This is a genomic window from Pseudarthrobacter sp. MDT1-22 (genome assembly GCF_054511035.1).
Map to the genome: position 1 here is coordinate 12463 of NZ_JBTNDK010000029.1, position 24988 is coordinate 37450.

The 24988-nt window shown below is 64.4% G+C and carries 22 protein-coding genes and 3 pseudogenes; 20 read left to right on the forward strand and 5 right to left on the reverse strand.

Annotated elements, in window-relative coordinates:
- Window positions 1-199: 199 nt before the first annotated feature.
- Entirely contained in the window at window positions 200-526 is a 327-nt protein-coding gene (locus ACX80M_RS17865; RefSeq protein WP_252603464.1) for a hypothetical protein, read from the reverse strand.
- 48 nt (window positions 527-574) lie between these two features.
- On the opposite strand from ACX80M_RS17865, the pseudogene ACX80M_RS17870 reads away from it, so the two are divergent.
- Window positions 575-1150, forward strand: a pseudogene (locus ACX80M_RS17870) (recombinase family protein).
- A gap of 277 nt (window positions 1151-1427) precedes the next feature.
- On the opposite strand, the gene ACX80M_RS17875 reads toward ACX80M_RS17870, so the two are convergent.
- The gene (locus tag ACX80M_RS17875; protein WP_252603462.1) at window positions 1428-2432 is read right to left on the reverse strand and encodes a TerC/Alx family metal homeostasis membrane protein; all 1005 of its coding nucleotides are present in this window, start codon (window positions 2430-2432) and stop codon (window positions 1428-1430) included.
- A gap of 102 nt (window positions 2433-2534) precedes the next feature.
- Here ACX80M_RS17875 and ACX80M_RS17880 point away from each other — a divergent pair, with 102 nt between their 5' ends.
- From ACX80M_RS17880 to ACX80M_RS17890, 3 genes are all read left to right on the forward strand, one after another.
- Window positions 2535-2882, forward strand: coding sequence for a helix-turn-helix transcriptional regulator (locus tag ACX80M_RS17880; protein ID WP_252603460.1), 348 nt, complete (start codon window positions 2535-2537; stop codon window positions 2880-2882).
- Window positions 2883-3003: 121 nt separating this feature from the next.
- A complete protein-coding gene (locus ACX80M_RS17885; RefSeq protein ID WP_252603458.1) occupies window positions 3004-3471 on the forward strand; it encodes a hypothetical protein in 468 nt (155 codons plus the stop codon).
- Window positions 3468-3944, forward strand: coding sequence for a universal stress protein (locus ACX80M_RS17890; protein WP_252603455.1), 477 nt, complete (start codon window positions 3468-3470; stop codon window positions 3942-3944). The genes ACX80M_RS17885 and ACX80M_RS17890 overlap by 4 nt, the downstream gene beginning before the upstream one ends.
- Window positions 3945-4003: 59 nt before the next feature.
- Here the strand turns inward: ACX80M_RS17890 and ACX80M_RS17895 are convergent, their stop codons facing one another.
- Entirely contained in the window at window positions 4004-4306 is a 303-nt protein-coding gene (locus ACX80M_RS17895; protein WP_252603452.1) for a P-II family nitrogen regulator, read from the reverse strand.
- 5 nt (window positions 4307-4311) lie between these two features.
- Window positions 4312-5373 carry a sodium-dependent bicarbonate transport family permease gene (locus ACX80M_RS17900; RefSeq protein WP_459310099.1) on the reverse strand — a complete coding sequence of 354 codons (1062 nt, stop codon included), beginning with the start codon at window positions 5371-5373 and terminating at the stop codon, window positions 4312-4314.
- 160 nt (window positions 5374-5533) lie between these two features.
- Between ACX80M_RS17900 and ACX80M_RS17905 the strand changes: the two genes are divergently transcribed.
- The 14 genes and pseudogenes from ACX80M_RS17905 (at window position 5534) to ACX80M_RS17970 (ending at window position 19669) form a co-directional block, all read left to right on the forward strand.
- Entirely contained in the window at window positions 5534-6409 is an 876-nt protein-coding gene (locus tag ACX80M_RS17905; protein ID WP_252614951.1) for a DUF6671 family protein, read from the forward strand.
- A gap of 82 nt (window positions 6410-6491) precedes the next feature.
- Window positions 6492-8195, forward strand: coding sequence for a dihydroxy-acid dehydratase (gene ilvD, locus ACX80M_RS17910; RefSeq protein WP_459310100.1), 1704 nt, complete (start codon window positions 6492-6494; stop codon window positions 8193-8195).
- 499 nt (window positions 8196-8694) lie between these two features.
- A pseudogene (locus ACX80M_RS17915) lies at window positions 8695-8835 on the forward strand (recombinase family protein); the annotation flags it as partial.
- Between the two features lie 105 nt (window positions 8836-8940).
- A complete protein-coding gene (locus ACX80M_RS17920; protein ID WP_459310101.1) occupies window positions 8941-9591 on the forward strand; it encodes an NADPH-dependent F420 reductase in 651 nt (216 codons plus the stop codon).
- Window positions 9592-9788: 197 nt separating this feature from the next.
- Window positions 9789-10340 (forward strand): hypothetical protein, encoded by a 552-nt coding sequence (locus ACX80M_RS17925; RefSeq protein ID WP_459310102.1) that lies wholly within the window; start codon window positions 9789-9791, stop codon window positions 10338-10340.
- 166 nt (window positions 10341-10506) lie between these two features.
- On the forward strand, window positions 10507-10683 hold the full coding sequence (locus ACX80M_RS17930) for a CsbD family protein (protein ID WP_056340807.1): 177 nt from the start codon (window positions 10507-10509) through the stop codon (window positions 10681-10683).
- 224 nt (window positions 10684-10907) lie between these two features.
- On the forward strand, window positions 10908-11708 hold the full coding sequence (locus ACX80M_RS17935; protein ID WP_252614953.1) for a hydroxypyruvate isomerase family protein: 801 nt from the start codon (window positions 10908-10910) through the stop codon (window positions 11706-11708).
- The gene (locus ACX80M_RS17940) at window positions 11597-12649 is read left to right on the forward strand and encodes a 2-hydroxy-3-oxopropionate reductase (protein ID WP_256473090.1); all 1053 of its coding nucleotides are present in this window, start codon (window positions 11597-11599) and stop codon (window positions 12647-12649) included. Before ACX80M_RS17935 ends, ACX80M_RS17940 begins: the two co-directional genes overlap by 112 nt.
- A 163-nt stretch (window positions 12650-12812) precedes the next feature.
- Entirely contained in the window at window positions 12813-14591 is a 1779-nt protein-coding gene (gene gcl / locus ACX80M_RS17945) for a glyoxylate carboligase (protein ID WP_252614954.1), read from the forward strand.
- Window positions 14592-14616: 25 nt separating this feature from the next.
- The gene (locus ACX80M_RS17950; RefSeq protein ID WP_252614955.1) at window positions 14617-15804 is read left to right on the forward strand and encodes a glycerate kinase; all 1188 of its coding nucleotides are present in this window, start codon (window positions 14617-14619) and stop codon (window positions 15802-15804) included.
- The gene (gene allB, locus ACX80M_RS17955; protein WP_252603548.1) at window positions 15797-17158 is read left to right on the forward strand and encodes an allantoinase AllB; all 1362 of its coding nucleotides are present in this window, start codon (window positions 15797-15799) and stop codon (window positions 17156-17158) included. Before ACX80M_RS17950 ends, allB begins: the two co-directional genes overlap by 8 nt.
- An 11-nt stretch (window positions 17159-17169) precedes the next feature.
- A complete protein-coding gene (locus ACX80M_RS17960) occupies window positions 17170-17895 on the forward strand; it encodes a winged helix-turn-helix domain-containing protein (protein ID WP_252603550.1) in 726 nt (241 codons plus the stop codon).
- A gap of 68 nt (window positions 17896-17963) precedes the next feature.
- Complete coding sequence (gene bcp / locus ACX80M_RS17965) at window positions 17964-18431, forward strand: thioredoxin-dependent thiol peroxidase (RefSeq protein WP_459310103.1); 468 nt, start codon at window positions 17964-17966, stop codon at window positions 18429-18431.
- 179 nt (window positions 18432-18610) lie between these two features.
- Window positions 18611-19669, forward strand: coding sequence for a DMT family transporter (locus ACX80M_RS17970; protein ID WP_252614956.1), 1059 nt, complete (start codon window positions 18611-18613; stop codon window positions 19667-19669).
- 67 nt (window positions 19670-19736) lie between these two features.
- On the opposite strand, the gene ACX80M_RS17975 is transcribed toward ACX80M_RS17970, so the two are convergent.
- The gene (locus ACX80M_RS17975; protein ID WP_252614957.1) at window positions 19737-20837 is read right to left on the reverse strand and encodes a D-TA family PLP-dependent enzyme; all 1101 of its coding nucleotides are present in this window, start codon (window positions 20835-20837) and stop codon (window positions 19737-19739) included.
- Window positions 20838-21038: 201 nt separating this feature from the next.
- Here ACX80M_RS17975 and ACX80M_RS17980 point away from each other — a divergent pair, with 201 nt between their 5' ends.
- Both ACX80M_RS17980 and ACX80M_RS17985 read left to right on the forward strand, forming a co-directional pair.
- Window positions 21039-23975, forward strand: coding sequence for a Tn3 family transposase (locus tag ACX80M_RS17980; RefSeq protein ID WP_252614958.1), 2937 nt, complete (start codon window positions 21039-21041; stop codon window positions 23973-23975).
- Window positions 23976-24699: 724 nt separating this feature from the next.
- Window positions 24700-24988 (forward strand): annotated as a pseudogene (locus tag ACX80M_RS17985) (isocitrate lyase); the annotation flags it as partial.

The following is a 24988-nucleotide window of genomic DNA, read 5'->3' on the forward strand; positions in this document are numbered from 1 at the left end:
CGTTGAGGACTCCGGGATTTGGTTGGCCGGGCGGGCCTAGTTCGCGGCATACCGGATTACCCGGCCCTGCTGCCGGTCGTGTTCCACAGTGGGTCCTTGGTTGTTTCGGTCCCGGGCGGCCAGTCAGGTCTTTGCCGGCCGCGGGAAGATGTGGTTGAAAAGGTCCGTCCGGGCGTTTTCCCAGGGCCGCTTGAATTTATTAACCGATGAAGGTGACGAGGTCTTCGCAGAAGTCGCGTCCTGCCGTGTCCGCTTGCCCGTGACTGGCCGTCTCGCCGAGGTCCCTAATGAACTCGTCGTCGGAGGGGTCAGCAGGCGTGCCGCCGTGATCAATGAGAATCGCGAACCTGAAGGTACCCGTGTCCATGAACAGACGCTTACCGTCCGGGCCATAGACCTTCTGGACGCCGGAGACAGCGATCTCGACGGTCAGGGTGCCATCGCCGTTGTCGGTGATTTTGTGGTCCCGTGCCTGGCCTGACTCCGTGATCGTATAGGTCTGCTCGTTCAGGGTGTTTGTCCACACATCGGTTGAGCGGATCGGACCCCCTCCGTATGCGAGGCCGTCGCCGTGATGAACGAAGAGGAACATCCCCTCGGCATGCTCGTCGCCGCCGGCATCGATACGGACTCCCTCTACGAAGACAAGGCCTCAGGGAAGAAGGATGACCGGCCTCACCTGGCCGCGTGCCTCAAAGCCCTGCGTCACGGTGACACCCTGGTCGTATAGAAACTCGACCGGCTGGGGCGTGACCTGCGGCATCTGGTCAATATCGTGCACGACCTGACCGAGCGCGGCATCGGACTGAAGGTCCTCACCGGCCAGGGCGCGGCCATTGACACCACCACCGCCTCCGGGAAACTCGTCTTCGGGATCTTCGCCGCCTTAGCCGAATTCGAACGGGAACCCATCTCCGAACGCACCCTCGCCGGACTGGCCTCCGCCCGCGCCAGGGGCCGGAACGGGGGACGTCCCTACAAGATGACCCCGGCGAAGCTCCGCCTGGCTATGGCTTCCATGGGGCAACCTGGCACCAGAGTCAGCGATCTCTGCACCGAACTCGGCATCACGCGGCAGACCCTGTACCGGCACGTGTCGCCCAGCGGCGAACTGCGCCCGGACGGGGCAAAGGTCCTCTCAAGAGGCTAGACATGCGGAACCAATTTTGGAATGGAGGTTTTCGAGCGGGTCCGCCGGCGGATGGCCGGGCCCGTCACGTGCGGGCACAGTACGCTGCCCGGTGGCGAGTGATAGTGCCACGACCGGCACTGAGCTGACCGGGGCCAGAGGCGGCTAAGGCAGCCGGTGGACCAGCCGTTTGGATCCACACAGCCCGTCGGCCCGTCAACCTGCTGCTTCGAACAGGCACGTAGTGCCAGCCGTCGCTAAACTCTTCCGCCGACGGCCAACGAGTTCATGTGCCTGGTCAGCCGGACCGGTCTGAGTCGGACTTATCCTCTGTTGTGAGAGATCCTGCGTGGGCGCGTGCGGTGGGATCCAGGCGGACCTTGATCAGGCTTGCGATCGTGGTCACTGTCAGGACGACTGCGATGACGACGAGGCTGAGGTTGGTGCTGATCTCCGGCACCCGGCCATCGAGGCCATGCCCCCAGTGCAGGACCAGTTTCACGCCGATGAAAGCCAGGATAATCGCCAGGCCGGTGGAGAGGTAGACCAGGCGGTCCAGAAGCCCCTTGACGAGGAAAAACAGGGCCCGCAGCCCTAGCAGGGCGAAGGCGTTGGCGGTGAAGACAATATAGGGTTCGGCGGTGATGCCGAAAATGGCCGGGATTGAGTCGAGCGCGAACAGCAGGTCGGTGCTGCCAATTGCGAGCAGCACAATGAACAGGGGCGTCACTGCCCGGCGTCCGGCGCTGCGTGTGAACATCCGGCCGCCCTCGTAGTCCTTCGTGACGGTCAGCGCGCGGCGGGCCACCCGGACCAGCACGTTGTCATGGACATCCGGGTCGGCGTTGCGGTGCCGGTAAAGCTGCACAGCCGTCACAATCAGGATCAGGCCGAAGATCAGGAACATGAAGGAAAACAGCTGGAGCAGTGCTGCGCCCAGGGCGATGAAGATCGCCCGCAGGACCAGAGCCATTGCTATGCCGAAGATCAGGACCTTCTGCTGGTACTTCTCTGGCACGGCGAAGGTCGACATGATGATCACGAAGACGAAGAGGTTATCGATGGACAGGCTTTTTTCGACGATGTAGCCGGCAAAGAATTCCGCGCCATAGTCCCAGCCCACCTGCATTGCGAAGACCAGTCCGAAGGCAATGGCCACGGCAATATAAAGAATCGATGAAATTGCGGCCTCGCGGAACTTCACGACGTGCGGCCGTGCGGCAGCCAGTCCAAGATCCAGGGCGAGCAGCCCGAGAATAAGTCCGATGGTGAGCGTCCAGCGAAGTACACTGACTTCGAGCATTGGTGGCCTTTCTTGTCATCAACTGAAACTGACTGATTGCTTTCCCTGCACTCCCGGCCGCCGACCGGGCGCCTGCGGGTCCGATCGACTATTGTCCTTGAAATGGCAACCAAGGATTTTGACTCAGGGACACCCGCCGGGGCCGCCGCCGAGACGCAGTGGACGTTCCTCACCAACCACGCCCACGTCCTGCTCACCATCGCCCGAGATCCGCAGATCCGCATGCGCGACGTCGCCACCCGGGTGGGAGTCACGGAGCGCGCTGCGCAAAAGATAACTGCCGACCTTGTGGAGGCCGGATATATCACCAGAACCCGTAACGGACGCCGCAACAGCTACACCGTCGCCACCGGCCGCCCCTTCCGCCATCCCGTCGATGCCGGCCACGAACTGGACGAACTCCTCGCGGTCCTCGTCCCTGAACCCACCTCCCGCACCCTAGACACCTGAACTATAATTCGCTAATCTAAGTTCATTGATTGAATCATACGCTACCGCACGGGGTGGTGGGGTGGCCGGCTGCAGTGTCCTCGGCGAGGCTTTGCGGCGGCGGTTTGGAAGGAGCTCGCTCTTGAACAATCGAGAGGCACGTTTCAGACCGCAGCTTCCCGGCGGTGTTCCCGCCACCATCGCGGATTCCGCGGGGCCGGTGTATCTCATCGTCATCGTCGCTGAGTCAGGCGCTGCGGACGTCTTGGCCGCGGCGGCCACGCAGGCGCGCGGTGCCGGTGCCCGCCTGCTGATCGCTCTCGCCCGGCCCCGTTTGGGCTTCACGACGGACGCCGCCCTGGTCCGGTTCGTCACCGCGCGCAGGAACCTGGAGATGCTCTGGTTGCAGCGTCTCGGGCATCAGGTGCTGGATCCCGCCGGGGTCACATTTGAAACTGTCTTAATGACCTACCGGGGCGGTGGCTCTGAGTACGGGCGGACCCGCCGTCTTGCCTCAGCATTGGAGCGCCTGGCCCGCGGCCGCGGTGCCATCCGCCGGCCGGCAACCGGTGCAGTTTTGGCCTCCAGCAGCAGGGAGAACCATCAGTGAGTCAGGAAAGCCTGGGTGACGGTCTGAACCCGGCACCGGGCAACAGCATCGTGGTCGGGCATGATGGATCCGCCTGCGCAGACTACGCCCTGGACACGGCACTTGGACTCGCGGACCAGCTGGAGGTCCCCGTCGTCATCGTGCGGGCCTGGTCTCTCGCTGCTGCCCCTCGCCCGCCCGGCTGGGAGTTCGGATATGTGTCGTCCTTTGACGAGTACGCAACGGCGGTGCATGGCGAGCTCGTGCGGGATGTGCACACGAGGGTCGACAGATACTCCACGCTCTCCGTCAGCTACAGGGCCGTTCACGCCGGCGCCGCCAAGAGCCTCATTGACATCTCACGGGACGCCCGCATGCTGGTTGTCGGATCGCGCGGTCATGGCGGGCTCGTCGGGATGCTGCTCGGCTCCGTGAGTGACCAGTGCCTCCGGCATGCGGACTGCCCGGTCCTGATCGTGCGCCCTCGGAGCTGAAGCCGCGGCACTCCGGCCACCATTGACCCTTTGCCCGGTGCTGGCGGCCCGATTTGGGCCTAGAATTTCTCCGGCCGCAAAACGTCTACGTCACTCACGAACAGGATCATGGCGTAGTCCTCGTAGTAGTGCTCCTGGAGGTAGGCGGCAATAGCGTCTGCCGTCGCTTCGTCGCACACCACCTCGATGCGGATGTTGCTGTTCGCTTCCCAGCCGGCACTGCGGACGCCGCGGTGGCCTTTGCCGCGCGCGTCGGTGATGGTGTATCCGCGGGCATTGAGCCGGTCGATGTCCCGAACGAGAGTGCCCTCAAGTACGGCTTCGGTGACGACGGTCAACAGCTTGCGTGTATGGCTTTGCATCAGTCTCATCCTTTCGCGAAAGTATGTGCCCACACCGCGAGGGCGTGGTATATCGGGATACCAAACAGGACATTGAACGGGAACGTGACCCCCAGCGCGGCGGCCAGTGACAGGGTGGGGTTGGCCTCGGGTACGGAAATGCGCATGGCCGCCGGCACTGCGATGTATGAAGCACTCGCCGCCAGCGTCGCAAGAACGGCGGTACCGCCGATGGAGAGGCCCAGCACCCAGCCCAGTCCGGTCCCCACCAGGGCCGAAAAGAGCGGCATGCCAATTCCAAAGGCCATCAGGAAGGGTCCGTACCGGCGCAGGCTTCCTACCTGTGTCGCCGTAATCAGCCCCATCTCCAGTAGAAAAAGAGCCAGGATTCCCTTGAACAGATCGAAGAACAACGGCTCGATCGACGACAGCCCGTCCGGCCCCGCCGCCCAGCCGATGAGCAGCCCGCCCAGGAGCAGCACAATGCTTTTCCCGAGGAAAACCTCATGGGCGACCGACCTCCACCGGGTCTCCCGGGACAGACCCCGGGCCAGGACAATTCCCACAATAATGGCCGGCACTTCCAGCAACACCAGAAGCAGGGGCATGTGCTCTTCGAACGCGATCTGGCGGCTGCCAAGATAGGCGACAACCACGGCATAGGTGCCTACGCTTACGGAGCCGTAGTGGGCGGCGATGGAAGCCGCATCCGCTCGCTTGAAACGGCCCAGGTAACGCAGCACGGGGAAGGCAGCCAGTGAAAGGAAAAAGCCCAACGCCACCACGGCCAGCATTTGCGGCAGCAGGCTGCCGAAAGGTTGCCTGGCCAGTTCAATACCGCCCTTGAGGCCGATGGCCAGCAACAGCACGATGCTGACGAACTCGTAGATCGCAGCCGGTAGACGCAACTCCGAACGCAGCAGACCGGCGGTGGCACCGAGCAGAAAGAAAAGGATAATGGGATCGATCACGTGGTTGCTCTCTTGGTCGTTTCCAGCTTTTACGAAGTCGGGGTACGGGCAATGGCCCGCACCCCCAAGTTCCGGGACTGCAGTCCATCCGAGGGCACCAGCATCCCAGGATCCCATTAATACACGCTATTTGATTCACGATCAAAACTTCATGTATCGTATGACGTAGCCTCTGCGACTGAGAGGCGGCCGCCGGTTCTTTTCTAACTAATCATGCCTACCTTTCGGGTGTGCTGCGACAGTTCCAGCAGTTCGCGCTCAGAGTGAAAGGTCAGTTATGACCAGTATTGATTCCGGCAATTCAACCCTTCTTTCCGCCTATTCCGGTGAACGGATTTCTCTGCTTACCCAGCATGGCAAGGAACGGGTGATCGTCCCGGTGCTCGAGCGTGCGCTCGGCTGCCGGCTCGAACACGTCACGGGCTACGACACGGATCTGCTCGGTACTTTCACCCGTGACATTCCCCGCGCCGGCACACAGCTCGAGGCTGCGCGTAAGAAGGCGCAGGTGGGCATGGAATTGTTGGGATTGCCGCTGGGTATCGCCAACGAGGGCTCGTTTGGCCCGGATCCATACATGGGGATGTTCCCCTGGAACATCGAACTCATGATCTGGATCGACGGTGAGCGCGAGCTGGAGGTCGTTGGAATAGCCGAAGGCAAGACGAACTTCTCCCACCTGCAGACGGCGGACTGGGCGGAGGCCCAAACGTTCGCCCGTGAATCGAAATTCCCCGAACACCATCTGGTCGTTCGCCCGGACGGCGGACACGACCCCCGCATCCGTAAGGGAATCGCCGCCTGGCCCGAGCTGGAGCTCGCCTTTTCGAGGGCGCTGGCCCGATCGGCCAAGGGCAAGGTTTTTCTCGAGACAGACATGCGTGCCAACGCCAATCCGACGCGCATGGAAACCATCCGTCTCGCGGCCGAAGACCTTGCACAGAAGCTTCGCTCCAGATGTCCGGCCTGCGGCACCCCGGGATTCTGGAAAGTGGAGCGAGTGGCAGGACTCCCGTGCACGGGCTGCGGCGAGCCAACGAGCGAGACCCGCGCCGAGATTCATGGATGCCTCACCTGCGGGCACCGCTCCACCCGCGACGTAACCGACCCACCACGCGCTGACCCGCGTTTTTGCGAATATTGCAACCCTTGACCCTTGCCCAAACCTCGACGCGTCCCATTGCCCAACGCGTTCAGTGCGATACGTAGCTTCAAATCAACACCGGAGGAAAGATATGCAACCATCACAATTAGTGGACCTCAAGCCCCGCAGCCGGGTGGTTACCGACGGCATTCATGCGGCCCCCGCGCGTGGCATGCTCCGCGCTGTGGGTATGGGCGACGATGACTTCGCCAAACCCCAGATCGGCGTGGCAAGCTCCTGGAACGAAATCACTCCCTGCAACCTGTCCCTGAACCGTCTCGCCCAGAGCGCCAAGGAAGGTGTCCACGCAGGCGGCGGTTTCCCGATGCAGTTCGGCACCATCTCCGTCTCCGACGGCATCTCCATGGGCCACGAAGGCATGCACTTCTCCCTGGTCTCCCGCGAAGTCATCGCCGACTCCGTCGAAACCGTCATGCAGGCCGAGCGCATCGACGGCTCGGTCCTCCTGGCCGGCTGCGACAAGTCCCTCCCCGGAATGCTCATGGCAGCCGCCCGCCTGGACCTGGCCAGCGTCTTCGTCTATGCCGGCTCCATCATGCCGGGCTGGGTCAAGCTGGAGGACGGCTCCGAAAAGGAAGTCACCCTCATCGACGCCTTCGAGGCCGTCGGCGCCTGCGCCGCCGGCAAGATGAGCCTCGGCGACCTTGACCGCATCGAGCGCGCCATCTGCCCCGGCGAAGGCGCCTGCGGCGGCATGTACACCGCCAACACCATGGCCTGCGTCGGCGAGGCACTGGGCATGTCGCTGCCCGGCTCGGCCGCCCCGCCCTCGGCCGACCGCCGTCGTGATCAGTTTGCGCGCAAGTCCGGCGAGGCAGTGGTCAACCTGCTCCGCCTTGGCATCACCGCCCGGGACATCATGACCAAAAAGGCGTTCGAGAATGCCATCGCCGTCACCATGGCATTCGGTGGCTCCACCAACGCCGTCCTGCACCTCCTGGCCATCGCCCGCGAAGCTGAAGTCGAGCTGAACCTGGAGGACTTCAACCGCATCGGCGACAAGATCCCGCACCTGGGCGACCTGAAGCCCTTCGGCCGCTACGTCATGACCGACGTCGACAGGATCGGCGGCGTGCCGGTCATCATGCGTGCACTGCTCGACGCCGGCCTGCTGCACGGTGACTGCCTCACCGTCACCGGCAAGACCGTGGCCGAAAACCTGGCGGCCATCAACCCGCCGGACCTGGACGGCAAGATCCTCCGTGCGCTGGACAACCCGATCCACAAGACCGGCGGCATCACCATCCTGCACGGCTCCATGGCGCCCGAAGGTGCCGTGGTCAAGAGCGCAGGGTTCGACGCCGACGTCTTCGAGGGCACCGCCCGGGTGTTCGAGCGCGAACAGGGCGCACTGGATGCGCTGGACAACGGCGCCATCCACAAGGGCGACGTGGTGGTGATCCGCTACGAAGGCCCGAAGGGTGGGCCGGGCATGCGCGAAATGCTCGCCATCACCGGCGCCATCAAGGGTGCCGGGCTGGGCAAGGATGTCCTGCTCCTGACCGACGGCCGCTTCTCCGGCGGAACCACCGGCCTCTGCATAGGCCACGTGGCCCCTGAAGCTGTGGACGGCGGCCCCATCGCCTTCGTCAAGGACGGGGACCGGATCCGCGTGGACATCGCGGCCCGCAGCTTCGACCTGCTGGTTGACCAGGCCGAGCTCGAATCCCGCAAGATCGGCTGGGAGCCCCTCCCGGCCAAGTTCACCAAGGGTGTGCTCGCCAAGTACGCCAAGCTGGTCCACAGCGCCTCCACCGGCGCATACTGCGGGTAAATAACAGGCACCCATCTGCAGTCCAAGGACGGTGACTTCACTGAGAATTAGCCGAGGACTCGTCGGCTACTACAGAATCATTCAAGACGACCGAGAGCAGCTCGGAACTTTCCGTTCCACTCATCGCACTACGACCCACCAGCACCGTGCATCCCCAGGTCCCGTGATCCTCTGGACACCCTTCCAGTAGGTCGGGCCTTCCAACGGACAGCGAAACCTGCGGCCGCGCGGGGCGGGCACTGCCTCTGTCGGCGGCGCACGTGGATCCTCGACATTTGCCCCACTCGGAAAAGTTCTCGCTCAGCCTCCGGATTGCGCGCACGGGAACCCCAACTGGGGACGAGTGCAGGGGACTTCAGAAATTCCGTGCAGACGACTTCTGAAAATGACACAATCGTACGAGTTCGTCCGCGGCCAGCGATTCTCGTAACTATGTCTCACAACCCTCTGGTTGAATCGCTGTATCCACCGCTAGCTACGAGACACGTCGGAGCAGTCCATGACGAAACTGATCGGTTATGCACGCGTTTCGACGCGGCAGCAGTCCACCGACCGGCAGTAGGCGGATCTTCTGGCCGCCGGCGTCCTACGCGATGACCTCTACGTTGATCACGGTGTGTCCGGGAACCGGCTCTCCCGCCAGAGAGAAACGTTGCTTCCCCCTTCCGTAGAGACTTAGCCTTGGCATGCCGTCGCAGGGCGTAACGAACGAAATATCCCTGCGGGCGCCGGTGTTGCCCCGGATATGACAACCATCGGAATCATCGGAATCATCGGCGCAGGACACATTGGCAGCCAGGTTGCCCGCAAAGCGGTGGAACTCGGCTACGACGTGGTGATCAGCAATTCCCGCCACCCCGAAACGCTGGCCGCACTCGTGGCGGAACTGGGACCCCGTGCCCGGGCCGCGACGCCGGCCGAAGCAGCAGCGGCGGGCGATTGCGCCGTCGTGACCATTCCTTTCAGGAGCCTCGGCAGCATCCCCGTGGAGCCGCTCACGGGGAAGATCGTGATCGATACCGGCAACTACTACTGGAAGCGCGACGGCCATGTTCCGGCCCTCGACGCCGGCGAAACCACGTCCTCCGCGCTGGTGCAGGAACACCTGCCCACGTCCAAGGTGGCGAAGGGCTTCAACCACATCCGGTACAGCGAGATCACCACGGACGGCACGCCTCCCGGCACCCCGAACCGCCGCGCTCTGGCCACCGCGAGCGACAATGCCGAGGCCAGCGAGCTCGTGACGAAGCTATATGACGAGTTCGGCTTCGACACGGTGGACCTCGGCCCGCTCTCCGAGAGCTGGCGCGCGGAGCCGGGCCGTCCGGCGAATGTGGTGCGGCAGAACGCTGCTGAACTCAGCGAGACCCTGGCCAAGGCGCCGCGGACCGTCTGACGTTTGGCGGGCGGTGCCTGGTGCCGGCCTGCCTCTGGCGCCGAAATGCCACCCCACGCCATCGGCAAGGACGTAGCCCTCGCCCTGTTGCTCGGGCTCCTGGCGGGTTGCTTGGGCTGGCCCCGTGGCTGGTCACCGGCGCGCAGCTTCCTCTGCAGAACCTTTGGGGCGCGGGAGTGTTGCCGCAGCAGATGACCGTGCGAAGGGCAGCCGCTGGCCTGGCAGTGCGGCTCTGGTCACCCGCCCGACGACGGCTGGTTGTCTGGTGTGCGGCCGGCGGCGTTCTCGCGGTGCAGGCCACGATGACGGTTCAGGCGTTTTCAGTGCTCGACGCCGGCTTGGCGGGCGGAGCGATGTCAGGCGTCTATTTCGCCGGGCTGCTCGCAGGGGTGCTAGCCGCTATCGTCGCGGGCCTGGTGGCGCTCCTGCTCATCGCGGCGAAGTCCAGGGCTTTGACAGCCCTGGGTGTTGGTCTCGTCGCCGTGCCCTTTGGCTCGTGGGTCGGCGAGTGGGCGGGGAACCTGGCGGCTCTGTGGGTGGTTCCGGCGTTGTTCATCTCCGTCAATTACGTCCTGGGCACACGATTGCCGGAGCGGGACCCGCAGGAGATGGCCCTGATGATCCGGCAGATCCTGACGGCCACGCTCGGACCCGACGGCGGGGCCGGCCCGACCGTCCTCCTGGCATTGGCCATCGGGCTGGCAGGCGCGGCCGTCGGGGAATTAGCCCGCCGGCGTCGGCGTCGCTGAAGGCCGGACTGAGCCGCGAGGCCGGTACCAGAACTACCTCGATCCCCCGCATTCCCGCAGATCTTTTAGGCTGCCCACCGGTCCGTGGGGGCCATTCCTTTCTACAATTTAAGTGGCGGCATAGGCGGCAATCAGCCGAACCGGCCGCACCACAAGGAGGACCGCAATGGGTTTGGGTGACAGGATCCACAACGCCGCGGAGAGGCTCCACGGCAAGGGAAAGAAGGCCGCCGGTGAGGTCAGCGGCAACGACCGCATGAGGGCCGAAGGCAAGGCCCGCGCAGTTCGGGCCGACCTCAAGCAGGCGGGCGAAAAGATCAGGCACGCCTTCAAGCGGCACTAAGTACGATCAATCGAACGGGCGGCTCTGCCAAGAGTCGCCCGTTTCTTATGCCCGGACGGGAAGAGTTTGCTGTCCCAACCCCCTCCCAACCCGCCCCCTTGACTCCCGCCCTCACCTTCCCTAAACTTTTCATAAAGCAGAATCTAAATTCCACAAAGCGGAAACTCGATAAGGGTGAAGCAGCGGAGAAGATAGATCAAAGCCCCTCCTCGGAAGGACCTACGATGACGTACACAGTGAACTGCTCCATCCTCTTGACGGAGCTTCCCCTGCTCGAGCGTCCCGCAGCCGCGAAGGCTGCCGGTTTTGACGCCGTCGAGTTCTGGTGGCCCTTCGACACCTCCGTCCCTACGGACGCCCAGGTCACCGGGTTTGAGAACGCCATCAAGGACGCCGGCGTCCAGCTCACGGGCCTGAACTTCAACGCCGGCAATATGCCCGGCGGCGACCGCGGCCTCGTTTCCTGGCCCGCCCGCTCCACCGAATTCCTGGACAACATCGATGTCGTCGCAGGCATCGGCGAGCACCTCGGCTGCAAGGCCTTCAACGCCCTCTACGGCAACCGCGTGGACGGCGAATCGGCCGAGAAGCAGGACGCCATCGGCGCCGAAAACCTCGCCGCGGCAGCTGCCGGCGTCGCAGGCATCGGCGGCACCGTCCTCCTCGAACCCGTCAGCGGCGCCGCCAAGTACCCGCTCCTCACGGCAGCGGACGCCCTCAAGGTGATCTCCCGCGTCAAGGCTGAATCCGGCGCAGAGAACATCAAGCTCCTCGCGGACTTCTACCACCTGGCAGTCAACGGCGACGACGTCGCAGCCGTCATCGAAAACCATGCCAAGGACTTCGGCCACATCCAGATTGCCGACAACCCCGGCCGCGGGGCTCCCGGAACCGGCGAGCTTCCCCTCGGCGAATGGATCGCCCGCAGCCGCGCACTCGGCTACGACGGCTACATCGGCCTCGAATACAAGGAACCGGCGGAAACCGCCTTCAGCTGGGCCATCCGCCAGCGCGCCAGCCGCTAGGTTTCGACAAGCTCAACCACCGGAATCAGCAACACCAACAGACTTTCAGTAAAGGAACCACAATGAGCAACGTTGCAGTCATCGGACTCGGAATCATGGGCCTCCCCATGGCCATTAACCTCGTCAAGGCCGGCCACACCGTCACCGGCTTCAACCGCAGCCAGGACAAGATCGACAAACTCGTCTCCGAAGGCGGCCAGGGGGCCACGAGCATCGCGGACGCCGTCAAGGACGCCGATGTCGTCATCACCATGGTGCCAGACTCCCCCGATGTCGAGGGCGTCGTCAGCGGCAAAGACGGCGTCTTCGCCAACGCGAAGAAGGGCACCTTGTGGATCGACGCCAGCAGCATCCGCCCGGATGTCGCCAAGCGCCTCGCTGACGATGCAAAGGAAGCCGGCATCCGCCCCCTCGACGCCCCGGTCTCCGGCGGCGAACAGGGCGCCATCAACGCCGTTCTCTCCATCATGGTGGGCGGCGAGGCAGCCGACTTCGAGGCAGCACAGCCCGTCCTCACCGCCGTCGGCAAGACCATCGTCCATGTGGGCCCCTCCGGCTCCGGCCAGACCGTCAAGGCAGCCAACCAGCTGATCGTGGCCGTCAACATCCAGGTCCTCGGCGAAGCCATTGCCTTCCTTGAGGCCTACGGCGTGGACACCGACGCGGCCCTCAAGGTCCTCGGCGGCGGCCTGGCCGGCTCCAAGGTCCTCGACCAGAAGGGCCAGAAGATGCTCGACCGCAACTTCGACCCCGGTTTCCGCCTGGCCCTCCACCACAAGGACCTCGGCATCGTCACGTCGGCAGCCCGCGAAGCCAACGTCGCCGTCCCCCTCGGCGCCGTCGTCGCACAGCTCGTCGCCGCAACCGTCAACCAGGGCGACGGCGGTCTCGACCACTCCGGTCTCTTCAAGCAGGTCCTGCAGCTTTCCGGCCGCAAGTAGGTTTCGACAGGCTCAACCACCGGATCCGGTGACGGGGCACTTCGACACGGACACGCCGGCCGCCGTCGTAATTTACGACGCCGGCTCGCCCACAGTGCCCCGCGATGGTTTCGCCGGGCCTCCCTTCAGCACACCCAAAAACAGACTTTTCAAGGAGTACACAATGACTAAGATGCGCACCGTTGACGCTGCCGTCGCGATCCTGGTGAAGGAAGGCGCCATCGAGGCGTTCGGCCTGCCAGGAGCGGCAATCAACCCGTTCTACTCGGCAATGCGGAAGAATGGCGGCGTCCGCCACACGCTGGCCCGCCACGTTGAAGGCGCCAGCCACATGGCAGACGGCTACTCCCGGGCCAAGGATGGCAACATCGGCATCTGCATCGGCACCTCGGGCCCTGCCGGCACCGACATGATCACCGGCCTGTACGCGGCCTGGGCGGATTCCATCCCCATGCTCTGCATCACCGGCCAGGCACCCGTGGCCAAGCTGCACAAGGAAGACTTCCAGGCCGTGGACATCCAGACCATCGCCGCCCCCGTCACCAAGATGGCCATGACCGTGATGGAACCCGGCCAGGTTCCGGGCGCCTTCCAGAAGGCTTTCCAGCTGATGCGCTCCGGCCGTCCGGGCCCGGTCCTGCTGGACCTGCCGTTCGACGTGCAGATGGCCGAGATCGAATTCGACATCGACGCCTACGAGCCCATCGTTGTCCAGAAGCCCACGGCCAGCCGCAACCAGCTGGAAAAGGCCCTGGACATGCTGACCGCAGCCGAGCGCCCGCTGATCGTGGCCGGTGGCGGCATCATCAACGCCGGCGCCTCCGCGCAGCTGGTGGAACTGGCCGAACTGCTGAATGTTCCGGTCATCCCCACCCTGATGGGCTGGGGCACCATCCCGGACGACCACGTGCTGATGGCCGGCATGGTGGGCCTGCAGACCAGCCACCGCTACGGCAACGAGACCATGCTGGCCTCCGACTTCGTCATCGGCATCGGCAACCGCTGGGCCAACCGCCACACCGGCGGCCTGGACACCTACACGGCCGGCCGCAAGTTCGTGCACATCGACATCGAGCCCACCCAGATCGGCCGCGTGTTCTCGCCGGACCTGGGCATAGCGTCCGACGCCGGTGCGGCGCTGGACGGGCTGATTGAGCTGGCACGCGAGCGCCAGGCAGCGAAGTCCCTGCCGGACTACTCCGGCTGGGTGTTCGAATGCACCGCACGCAAGGGCTCCCTGCAGCGCAAGACGCACTTCGAGAACGTGCCGATCAAGCCGCAGCGTGTGTACGAGGAAATGAACAAAGCCTTCGGCAAGGACACCACCTATGTGTCCACCATCGGCCTGTCGCAGATCGCCGGCGCACAGCTGCTACACGTTTTCGGCCCGCGCCAGTGGATCAACGCCGGCCAGGCAGGCCCCCTGGGCTGGACCGCCCCGGCCGCCCTGGGCGTAGTCCGCGGCAAGCCGGACGAGACCGTTGTTGCCCTGTCCGGTGACTACGACTTCCAGTTCATGATCGAAGAGCTGGCCGTAGGTGCGCAGTTCAACCTGCCGTACATCCACGTGGTGGTGAACAACTCGTACCTGGGACTGATCCGCCAGTCGCAGCGCGGCTTCGAGATGGAACAGAACGTGTCCCTGGCGTTCGAGAACATCAACTCCCCGGAGACCAACGGCTACGGTGTGGACCATGTCAAGGTGGCCGAGGGCCTGGGCTGCAAGGCCATCCGGGTTGAAAACCCGTCCGATCTGCCGGCCGCGTTCGACAAGGCCAAGGCGCTGATGGGCGAATTCAAGGTTCCCGTGGTGGTTGAAGTGATCCTGGAAAAGGTCACCAACATCTCCATGGGCGTGGAAATCAACGCCGTGAACGAGTTCGAGGACCTGGCCGCCCGCGGCGCGGACGCCCCCACTTCGATCATCGCCCTGCTGGACTAGAACAGAACTGAGAGGAGGTACCGGAATGCGCGTGGTCATCGCCCCGGACAAGTTCAAGGGCTCGCTGTCCGCCCCCGACGTCGCCAGCCGCCTGAGCGCGGGACTGCAGTCAGCTGCGACGGACCTTGAGGCCACACTCATTCCGGTGGCCGACGGCGGCGAGGGCACTCTCGACGCCGCCGTCGGCTCCGGCTTCACCCGCCGGACCGCCACCGTCATCGGCCCGACGGGACAGCCGGTCCGGGCCGACTTCGCAGTCCGCGGCCGGGAAGCCGTGATCGAAATGGCCGCGGCTTCCGGTCTCGCACTGCTGCCCTCTGTCATCCACGGCGGCGGCCCGGACTCCGGAACGGCCACCACTGCCACCAGCCTGGGCACCGGAGAACTCATCCGTGCCGCCCTGGACCTGGGCTGCCGGCAGATCATCCTGGGCGTTGGCGGCAGCGCCAACACCGACGGCGGCGCCGGCGTCCTGCAGGGCCTCGGCGCGGTCTTCCTCGACAAAGAGGGCAACGAGCTCCCGGGCGGCGGGGCCGCCCTGGCACGCCTGGACCGGATCGATTTCTCCGGCCTGGACGTCCGGCTGGAGGATGCCCGCTTCACCCTGGCATCCGACGTCGACAATCCCCTGCTGGGGCCCAGCGGCGCCGCCGCGATCTTCGGACCGCAGAAGGGCGCGACCCCGAGTGACGTCGTCGCCCTCGACGCCGCCTTGGCGAACTTCGTCTCGGTCCTCGCCGGCGAGATCGGCATCCGAGCCGAGCGGGCCGCCGTCGCACCCGGCGCGGGCGCGGCCGGGGGCGTCGGCTATATTGCCATCGCGGCGCTGGCCGCGGCACGCAGGCCAGGCATCGACGTCGTGCTCGAATTCACTGAACTGGAGCAGCGGCTGGCCGGCGCGGACCTGGTGATCACCGGCGAAGGCAGCCTGGACGAGCAGAGCCTACTCGGCAAGACGCCCATGGGTGTGGCCCGCGCCGCGGCTCGTGCCGGAATCCCTGTGATTGCCGTCTGCGGCCGCAGTACGCTGAGCCCGGAACAGCTTGCGGAAGCCGGGTTCACGGCGGTTCACGCCCTGACCGATTTTGAGTCCAATGTAGAGAAATGTATGGCCGAAGCAGGCCCCCTGCTTGAAGAATTAGGTAAGCACATCGGAGTGCACCTGCCTAAGAGTGCAGCGCGTACCGACACCAAGGAGAACATCCATGTCTGAAGAAACCACCCCGGCGGCCGGCGCGTTTGACCTGGTCATCCGCGGCCAGCGCATCCTCACCACCGCAGGCATCACCGCCCGTGAAGTAGGCATCCGCGGCGGCGTGATCGTCGCCATCGAGCCGTTCGGCAACGGCCTCACCGGCACGCAGGTCATTGACCTGGCGGACGACGAAACCCTCATCCCCGGCCTCGTGGACACGCACGTCCACGTCAACGAGCCTGGCCGTACCGAGTGGGAGGGCTTCGCCTCCGCCACTCGTGCAGCCGCCGCCGGCGGTGTCACCACCATCATCGACATGCCGCTGAACTCCATCCCGCCCACCACCACGGTGGAAGGCCTCAAGCTCAAGCGCGAGGTGGCCGAGGACCAGGCGTTTGTGGACGTTGGATTCTGGGGCGGCGCCGTACCGGGCAACAAGAAGGACCTCCGCGGCCTGCATGACGAGGGCGTGTTCGGATTCAAGTGCTTCCTGCTGCACTCCGGCGTGGACGAGTTCCCGCACCTCGAAGCGGACGAGATGGAGGAGGACATGGCCGAGCTCAAGTCCTTCGACTCCCTCATGATCGTCCACGCCGAGGACTCCCACGCGATCGACCGCGCCCCGCACCCCGGCGGCGACCACTACGAAACGTTCCTGGCCTCCCGCCCGCGCGGCGCCGAGAACAAGGCAATCGCCGAGGTCATCGAGCGCGCCCGCTGGACCGGCGCCCGCGCCCACATCCTGCACCTCTCGTCGTCGGACGCGTTGCCTATGATCGCGAGTGCAAAGCGCGACGGCGTCCACCTCACCGTGGAGACGTGCCCCCACTACCTCACCCTGATGGCCGAGGAAATCCCCGACGGCGCCACCGCCTACAAGTGCTGCCCGCCGATTCGCGAGGCCTCCAACCGCGAGCTGCTCTGGAAGGGCCTGCAGGACGGCACCATCGACTGCATCGTCTCGGACCACTCCCCCTCCACCCTGGATCTGAAGGACCTGGAGAACGGCGACTTCGCCGTGGCCTGGGGCGGCGTCTCCTCGCTGCAGCTGGGGCTGTCGCTGATCTGGACCGAGGCCCGGCACCGCGGCATCCCCCTGGAGCAGGTGGTTTCCTGGATGGCTGAGAAGCCCGCCGAGCTCGCCCGCCTGCACAACAAGGGGCAGCTGGCCCTCGGCTACGACGCTGACTTCTCCATCTTCGCGCCGGACGACGCGTTCGTTGTGGACGTCACGAAGCTCAAGCACAAGAACCCCATCACGCCCTACGACGGCAAGGCGCTCTCCGGCGTCGTCCGCAAAACGTTCCTTCGCGGCAACGAGATCGACGGCCGCACGCCCAGCGGCAAGCTGATCCGCCGCGGCGGCGTCTGAGGCGCAGCACGATGGCCGTCAACGTCCACGCCCCGTACCCGCGGCCGCGTACCGGCTCCCGGCCGGGCGCCCATCCCGGCGCCTGGCCGGGCCTCCAGCCAGGGCTTCAGCCGCGCGGCCTGGCGGTGTGGCTTCAGCCTTGTGAAGGCCAGGACATCGACCCGGCGGTCTGGGCCCAGGCGGCGAAGGCGGTCCTGGCACGTGCCCGCCGGCTTGCTCCCGAGGCCGAAGTCCACCTGTGGACCGCGGCCGGAACGTCCGGCGTCGAGGATTCGGACGCTTCCGAGGTTTCAGACGTTTCCGACGTTTCCGGCGGCGGCACTGGTGTTTCAGGAACCGCCGTTTCAGAAACGGCGCGCGACGCCGGACCCGGCCCCGCCGCCGTCGACCCGCCAGTCTCCCTGGCCGGGCGGCGGAGCATCCTGGCAGTTGATCTGGCCGCGGACACCGTCCTTCTGGACGGCGCACCGGTCAGCTTCACCCACATGGAATTCAGCCTCCTGAGGTACCTCGTGGAAAACCAGTCGCGGACGATTCAACGTGAAGAACTGCAACGCGTCCTGGAATCCCTGGACTGCCCCGGCGCGGCATTCCGCTCCATCGACGTGTATGTTGGACGCGTCCGGCGCAAGCTGGGCTCGGCCCGCCACGCCATCGCCACGGTGCGCGGGGGCGGCTACCAGTTTGTGCCCGGACCGGGCAGCACGGTCCGCGGACCCGCGGAATACTGCATCTAGACAGTACGTTGCACCCATAGATTTGATCGCCGGCCACGGCGGTTGCCCCACAAGTCAAGGATCGAAACATGACCCAGAAACTCCTCGCCGGAACCCAAGCCCCCGATTTCGCCCTGCTCAACGCCGAAGGACATAAGGTCTCACTCTCGGATTACCGCGGACGCAACGTCATTGTGTACTTCTACCCGGAAGCCGCCACCCCCGGCTGCACCACCGAGGCCTGCGACTTCCGCGACAACCTCGCCAGCTTGCAGTCCTCGGGCTACGAGGTCCTGGGTATCTCCCCGGACGCGCCTGAGAAGCTGGCTGCCTTCACCGGCGACTTCGCCCTGACGTTCCCGCTGCTCTCCGACGAAGACCACGCCGTGGCGCTGGCCTACGGCGCCTGGGGCGAAAAACTCGTGAACGGCGAAGTGGTTGACGGCCTGGTCCGTTCCACCGTGGTGCTCGACGCCGAAGGCAAAGTCACGCTCACCCAGTACCAGATCAAGGCCCAGGGCCACGTCGCAGCGCTCAAGGCAGAGCTCGGCTTCTAAGGACTCACCGGACAGTCAGGTCATGCGGGATTCCGCGGTGATAAAATTCAGCGTCCCCCTGGCGTAGCGGACGATCCATCACATCTGCCTTCGGGGGAACACCTTCACCATGCTGCACACCCGCCACCGCGTCGGACACGAGATACTTCCGGCCACCGCCTTCCCGGCAGCCTTCTAGGATGCGCTCGGCTGTTAGTGCCGGTGCGGTTCCGCAGCTCAGATCGGCAGCACGCGTACTGGCCGCGGGCATCCCGCTGGCCGTCACCGCAGGCTTGACCCTGCCACTGCAGGCCCGGATCAACGGCGAGCTGGGGCAACGACTGCAGGATCCGCTGCTGGCAGGGTTGTTCAGCTTCGGCGGTGCCGCCCTGATCATGGCTGCCGCCACACTGGTCCTCCCCAGCGGCCGCGCCGCCTTCGTGAAACTCCTCTCCGGCACCCGTGAGGGCACCATCCCCTGGTACTTCCATGCCGCCGGCGTCATCGGCGCGTACTTTATCTTTGCCCAGACCAGCTTTGTCGCAGGCGTCGGGATCGCCATTTATACGGTGGCTGTGGTGACCGGCCAGACGGTCAGCGGGCTGGCCGTGGACCGCATCGGGCTGGGTCCCGGCGGCAAACGGGCCATTACGGCGCTGCGGGTGCTCGGTGTGCTGCTCACGGTGGGCGCGGTGTTCTGGGCGGTGTCGCCCCGGCTCTCCGGCGTGCCGGATCCCGCGGCAATGCTGGTCCCGCTCGCACTGGTTGTCCTGGCCGGGATCCTGATGACGTTCCAGCACGCGGTAAATGGCAAGATCGCCGCACAGGTTCGGTCGCCGATTCCGGGGACCCTGATTAACTATGTGGTCGGCAGTCTCGGGCTGGCGCTGATCTGGGTGCTGAAACTCGCCCTTACCGAGGGGATACCCACGCTGCCGGCCGAGCCCTGGCTCTACACCGGCGGAGCGCTGGGCTGCATTAACCTGGTCCTGAGCGCCCAGCTGATCCGGCATATCGGCGTGCTGCTGACCGGGCTGAGCATGATCGCCGGTCAGCTGATCGGCGCACTGCTCATGGACTGGCTGCTGCCAGTGGCCGGCAGCGCCATCTATCCGCAAACCGTGTTCGGCACCCTGCTCACACTCGCCGCGATCGTCGTGGCCGCACTGCCCGGATCAGCACTGCGGAAGTTCTGGCAGCCCGGATCCGGGCTGCGCCGATCCCGTCTGCGCCGATCCCGTCAGCGCCGCCTGCCCTAGCGATCCTTGGGCAGATCCCTGCTGCGCCCTCGCCCAAGGCCTGTCCACCGTGAGGCCTTCCAGGGGTTTATTTGTTTCGTCCGCGTGCGGCCACGTGCCAGCGGTCCACGATTTCGCCGCCGCTGATCACGGTGACGTCGTCGACGAGGTTCATGGCAATGCAGACGTGATTGGGGACCACACGCAGCCGGTCTCCGAGAGCGGGCAGCGTTGCCTCCGCTGGCCATACAACGGTGGCGTGGTGTTCTGACAGTGCGGTGATTCGGGCTTCCGGGTGGTCAAGGAGCCGCCCGAAGCCGGTGGTCCAGCCAGGCCGGTCCCCGCCGAGGATTTTACTGCCTGAGTCCAGGATGACCCTTCGCGGTATGAGGTCGGTGCCTTCATGGCGGCTGACGACTGTTGCCGCGACGGTCAGTGCGATGTCTTCGACCGCACAGCGTTCCAGTTCCAGCTGTTGGGCGTCCCCGAAAACGTACACGCCGGGCCGGACTTCCGTGGCTCCGGAGTTGCCGGCGGTGAGGGTGGCGGTGGGTGTGGAGCCGCCGCTGCGGTGGGTGATGGGGAAACCTCCCGCGGTGAGCAAATCGGCGGCTTTGCCGAGGGCCAACCGTTCCTCGTCCGCAGCCTTCAGCGGCATGCCGGGGGCATAGCTGTGCCCTGGGAACGTGAAAATGCCCGTGACGCGCAGCCCACCCCGCGCTGCGGCCTGGGCGACGCCGACGACGGCGTCGGGTGCGATCCCGCTGCGGTGATGGCCGCTGTCGATCTCCAGCACCACTTCAATCTCCCCGACGGCATCGCCGAGCGACGCGGCCATGGTTTCGGCTGCTTCCCGTGAGTCCACGCCTACCGCGATCCTGGCTTTTGCTGCAAGGCGCTGGAGCCGTTCAGCCTGTCGGGGACCTATCCAGAGCGGATACGCGATGAAGATGTCTTTGGCCCCGTGCTCTGCAAAGACTTCGGCCTCTCCGAGGGTGGCCACAGTCAGTCCTACGGCTCCGGCTGCCAGCTGCATTTCAGCGATTTCGGGCACTTTGTGCGTCTTGACGTGTGGCCGGAGGTGCAGGCCCTTGGCCCGGACGGCCGTTGCCATGCGGTCGATATTTCGCTGGAGCACGTGCCGGTCGATGATGATCTCGGGTGTGTCGATTTCCGCTGGGATGGTCATCTTTACACTCTACGTGGAATGAGTCATCGCATACTCTATGTATACAACACGTAGTTCCACGAACCGCTCGTTGGCTGGCAGAAGACGAACGGCGACGCCGAGCGCGGAATTTGGGAACAGATACTCGCTGCGGACCCGACTAGGGCCCAGTACTCCTGAGCGTGTCCCCAGGGGCAATCTAGGTGTGATTGAGTTTGGCTTATGGGTTTCGAGCTGAGCAGCGAGCTCCTTGATGCGTGGACGCTGGTTGAAGAAGATGCATTCCTTTTCTCGAGAAAGTCTGGGGTGACCCGAGCCGGGTTCGCTGTACTCCTGAAGTTTTTCCAGCAGCATGCGAGGTTTCCATCCGGGCCGTCTGAGCTTCCTGCAGGTGCTTTGGACTATGTTGCCTTGCAGGTTTCGGTGCCGGTTGATGATCTTGCCTCGTACTGGGGCGGCCGCTCGGTAAAGTATCACCGCGCCGAGATCCGGTCGCTTTTTGGATTCCGTGAGTTTACTCGGGCGGATGAGCCTGTTTTTTCTCAGTGGCTCGCCCTTCGAGTGTGCCCATCTGAAGTACGGGATCCGGCCATTGCCGAGGCGCTACTGGCGAGGTGCCGTCAAGAGAAGATCGAACCTCCTGGTCGTACGGGCCGAATTGTTGGCGCTGCTCGGGCACTGTTTGAGCAGCGTCTATGTTCCACGGTGGTTGAAGTGTTGGGGCCGGGCGGGGCGGCCCGGCTAGAAGCCCTCATTTCCGATGCTTCGCCGGGCTCGCTGCTGGGTGCGTTGAAGTCCGATCCGGGGCCGGCCGGGCTTGAGTCGCTCCTTTCTGAAGTGGAGAAACTTGCTGCAACCCAGGCTTTGGACCTGCCAGATGCGCTGTTTGACGGTATCTCGGAGAAGGTCGTGAGCGCGTGGAGGGCACGGGCTTCCCGGATGTATCCATCAGATTTATGGGAAGCGCCGCGACCGGTGCGTCTGACGTTGTTGGCTGCGTTGTGTCATCAGCGCACAGCGGAGATCGCTGACAGCCTGGTTGATCTGTTGCTCGTCTTGGTGCTGAAGATCAACACCAGCGCCGTGAGGAAGGTTGAAAAGGAACTCACTGCGGACTTGCAGATGGTCCGCGGTAAGACGGCGCTGCTCTTCCGTCTGGCCGAGACTGCTGTGGGGAATCCGGATGAAACGGTCAGGAACGCGGTTTTCCCGGTGGTGAGCGAGAAGACACTCCAGCAGCTTGTGAGAGAAGCCAAAGCGAACGAAACGGCATTCCAAGGCAAGGTCCGGGTGGTCCTGCGAGGTTCGTATTCAAACTACTACCGACGGATGCTGCCGGGGTTGCTGTCGGTACTGCGGTTCCGGTGCAACAACACGGCGTTTAGGCCGGTGATGGACGCGATCGATCTCTTGAATAAGTACGCGATCGCAGGAAGCAAGGCACAGTACTTCAGCCCGGAGGACGGTGTTCCCATTGCTGGGGTAGTTCCGAGGAACTGGGTCACGGCAGTCCAGGACGAGAAGGGCAGGGTGGAACGGATTCCGTACGAGCTGTGCGTACTCGTTGCTCTACGGGACGCGCTGCGCCGGCGTGAGGTATTCGTCGATGGTGCCGGTAAATGGCGGGACCCTGAGGACGATCTGCCCCCGGACTTCGATGCTTCCCGTGAGCTCCACTATGAATCCCTGCGCAAGCCTTTGGACCCGGGCCACTTCATCGCAGACCTGCAAACCAGAATGGCCCAGTCGTTGCAAACCCTGGACCGTGCTCTCCTGACGGATGCCGCCGGAGGGGTCAGCATTACCCAGCGAAAGGGTGCTGCCTGGATAAAGGTACCCAAGCTGGAAAAACTCGTTGAGCCCGCCAACCTGGGCCGGCTCAAAGACGAGGTACTGGCCCGGTGGGGAACCCTGGACCTTCTCGAAGTGCTCAAGGAAGCTGACTTCCTGGCCGGTTTCACGCCGGGGTTCACCTCGATCGCGTCCAGGGAAGTCCTTGGCAAGGACGCGCTGCGCCGTCGTCTGCTGCTGTGCCTGTTCGGGCTGGGCACGAACATGGGCATCAAGGCAATCGCTGATGCCGGTGGTCACTCCGAGACCGAGCGCGAATTGCGGCACGTGCGCAGAACCTACATCACGAAGGACAACCTGCGCCAGGCCATCGTGAATGTCGTCAACGCGACCTTTGAGGCCAGAAATCCTCAGTGGTGGGGCGAGGGAAACGCCTGCGCCTCGGACTCGAAGAAGTTCGGCTCCTGGGAATCTAATCTCATGACTGAATGGCATAACCGCTACGGCGGGCCCGGTGTGATGATCTACTGGCACGTGGAGAAGAAATCGACGTGTATCTACTCGCAGCTGAAGAACTGTTCCTCCTCTGAAGTCGCTGCCATGATCGAAGGCGTCCTTCGCCACGATACCGAGGCCGAGATCGAGGCGAACTACGTCGATACCCATGGCGCTTCGATCGTGGGATTCGCGTTCACCGAGCTCCTGGGGTTCAAGCTCTTGCCCCGGTTGAAGAACATCGGCTCCATCCGTCTCTACCGGGCAGAGAGCGAGAGCATCTATTCGGAGATTACCCCGGTCCTGAGCCGGGCCATCAACTGGGACATCATTGCCCAGCAGTACGACCAGATGGTCAAGTACGCCACGGCATTGCGCCTGGGCACTGCCGAATCAGAGACAATCCTGCGCCGCTTTACCCGCGGCGGGCCAAAGCACCCCACCTACCAGGCCCTCGAGGAACTCGGCCGCGCTGTCCGGACCATCTTTGCCGCCGATTACCTTGTCAGCGAGAGTCTGCGCCGGGAAATCAACTCGGGCCTGCAGGTTGTGGAGAACTGGAACAGCGGCAATGACGTCGTGTTCTACGGCAAGAACCGTGATCTGACCGGCGCCGACCGGGAAACCACCGAAGTCTCCATGCTTGCGCTGCACCTGCTGCAATCATCTCTGGTGTTGGTCAACACCCTGCTGTTGCAAACCATCCTGGAAGAGAAGGAATTCAGCGAGCTGCTTGGACCCGAAGACCGCCGCGGCCTCACCCCACTCTTCTGGACCCACATCAACCCCTACGGAACCTTCAAACTCGACATGAACACCAGCCTTGACCTTGGCTCCTACGCGTCGGAGCCACGACGGGCCAGCTCTCCGTAGCGCTCAGCTCTGAACGTGCTTTGCAGGGCCTGCACAAAGCCGAAAGGGCGGTTTGAGGGGCACCGCGGGTTCAGTGGTTTCCTACACGGCAACCGTTCACACCGGTCCCTTGTATTCCGTGGGTCGGCGGGGACTTCAAACGGTGCCTTACGAACGATCGTTGCGGTCGTGCATGTCGGCGTGACGGATACGTTCCTGCATAAGGCTCCTTCGTTGGAAACTTCCGCGTCAACTTTACGTCCTTGGCGGGACTGTGACGGACCAAGGCCGGGGGCAAGGCCTTCGGTGCACGGTCAGCGGTGCACTATCCCCGGCGGGGGCCCGCGGCCGGCGGCCATCAATACTGCCGGTCAGTGCTGCGGCAAGTTGCTGGAGCATTGTGGGCTGGGATTTTGCCGATTTCGATGACGTGCTACCGGCCCGGCCGGGGACGTCCCTACGACGGCGCCCAAACCACCGGACGTTAACCCTGCCGCTTTGGGCAGGGTGACTTAGGTTCGTCCGGCTGATGGTGTTCGGCAGGCGTCAGCGCCCAAACACGTTTCTTATCAATATGTGAAGAAGTGCATTTCTTTCCTCGGTTTACCTCTAGAAAGCCGCCTGAATCTGAAGAAGAGTTGTTCTTACGGAAAAGTTACACCGCACCGGTCCAGCCGGTCGCTTCCTGCAAAGGCGCAGGGAACGGCCGGCCAGGACAACACGGAGCGCAAACAAGGAGACAACGATGACTGCAGCATTTGAGCCCACCGGGCAGACGCCCGAAGAGCAGGCCGCCGCCCTGGAGCTCGAGTGGGCTTCCAGCCCGCGCTGGGAAGGTGTGACCCGTGACTACAAGGCCTCGGACGTGGTCAAGCTCCGCGGCCGCGTCTCCGAAGAGCACACGCTGGCCCGCCGCGGTTCCGAGAAGCTCTGGAAGCAGCTCACCGAAGAGCACAAGACCGGCGGGTACACCAACGCCCTGGGCGCACTCACCGGCAACCAGGCCGTGCAGCAGGTCAAGGCCGGCCTCCGCG

What these genes read in the sequence shown, in the direction of transcription:
- ACX80M_RS17895 (WP_252603452.1), bottom strand. Translation starts at nt 4,306, where the DNA reads ATGCAAAGCCATACACGCAAGCTGTTGACCGTCGTCACCGAAGCCGTA.
- ACX80M_RS17920 (WP_459310101.1), top strand. Translation starts at nt 8,941, where the DNA reads ATGACAACCATCGGAATCATCGGAATCATCGGCGCAGGACACATTGGC.
- ilvD (WP_459310100.1), top strand. Translation starts at nt 6,492, where the DNA reads ATGCAACCATCACAATTAGTGGACCTCAAGCCCCGCAGCCGGGTGGTT.
- allB (WP_252603548.1), top strand. Translation starts at nt 15,797, where the DNA reads ATGTCTGAAGAAACCACCCCGGCGGCCGGCGCGTTTGACCTGGTCATC.
- bcp (WP_459310103.1), top strand. Translation starts at nt 17,964, where the DNA reads ATGACCCAGAAACTCCTCGCCGGAACCCAAGCCCCCGATTTCGCCCTG.
- ACX80M_RS17970 (WP_252614956.1), top strand. Translation starts at nt 18,611, where the DNA reads ATGCGCTCGGCTGTTAGTGCCGGTGCGGTTCCGCAGCTCAGATCGGCA.
- ACX80M_RS17900 (WP_459310099.1), bottom strand. Translation starts at nt 5,373, where the DNA reads ATGGGATCCTGGGATGCTGGTGCCCTCGGATGGACTGCAGTCCCGGAA.
- ACX80M_RS17950 (WP_252614955.1), top strand. Translation starts at nt 14,617, where the DNA reads ATGCGCGTGGTCATCGCCCCGGACAAGTTCAAGGGCTCGCTGTCCGCC.
- ACX80M_RS17930 (WP_056340807.1), top strand. Translation starts at nt 10,507, where the DNA reads ATGGGTTTGGGTGACAGGATCCACAACGCCGCGGAGAGGCTCCACGGC.
- ACX80M_RS17975 (WP_252614957.1), bottom strand. Translation starts at nt 20,837, where the DNA reads ATGACCATCCCAGCGGAAATCGACACACCCGAGATCATCATCGACCGG.
- ACX80M_RS17940 (WP_256473090.1), top strand. Translation starts at nt 11,597, where the DNA reads ATGGATCGCCCGCAGCCGCGCACTCGGCTACGACGGCTACATCGGCCT.
- ACX80M_RS17880 (WP_252603460.1), top strand. Translation starts at nt 2,535, where the DNA reads ATGGCAACCAAGGATTTTGACTCAGGGACACCCGCCGGGGCCGCCGCC.
- ACX80M_RS17960 (WP_252603550.1), top strand. Translation starts at nt 17,170, where the DNA reads ATGGCCGTCAACGTCCACGCCCCGTACCCGCGGCCGCGTACCGGCTCC.
- gcl (WP_252614954.1), top strand. Translation starts at nt 12,813, where the DNA reads ATGACTAAGATGCGCACCGTTGACGCTGCCGTCGCGATCCTGGTGAAG.
- ACX80M_RS17875 (WP_252603462.1), bottom strand. Translation starts at nt 2,432, where the DNA reads ATGCTCGAAGTCAGTGTACTTCGCTGGACGCTCACCATCGGACTTATT.
- ACX80M_RS17980 (WP_252614958.1), top strand. Translation starts at nt 21,039, where the DNA reads ATGGGTTTCGAGCTGAGCAGCGAGCTCCTTGATGCGTGGACGCTGGTT.
- ACX80M_RS17905 (WP_252614951.1), top strand. Translation starts at nt 5,534, where the DNA reads ATGACCAGTATTGATTCCGGCAATTCAACCCTTCTTTCCGCCTATTCC.
- ACX80M_RS17935 (WP_252614953.1), top strand. Translation starts at nt 10,908, where the DNA reads ATGACGTACACAGTGAACTGCTCCATCCTCTTGACGGAGCTTCCCCTG.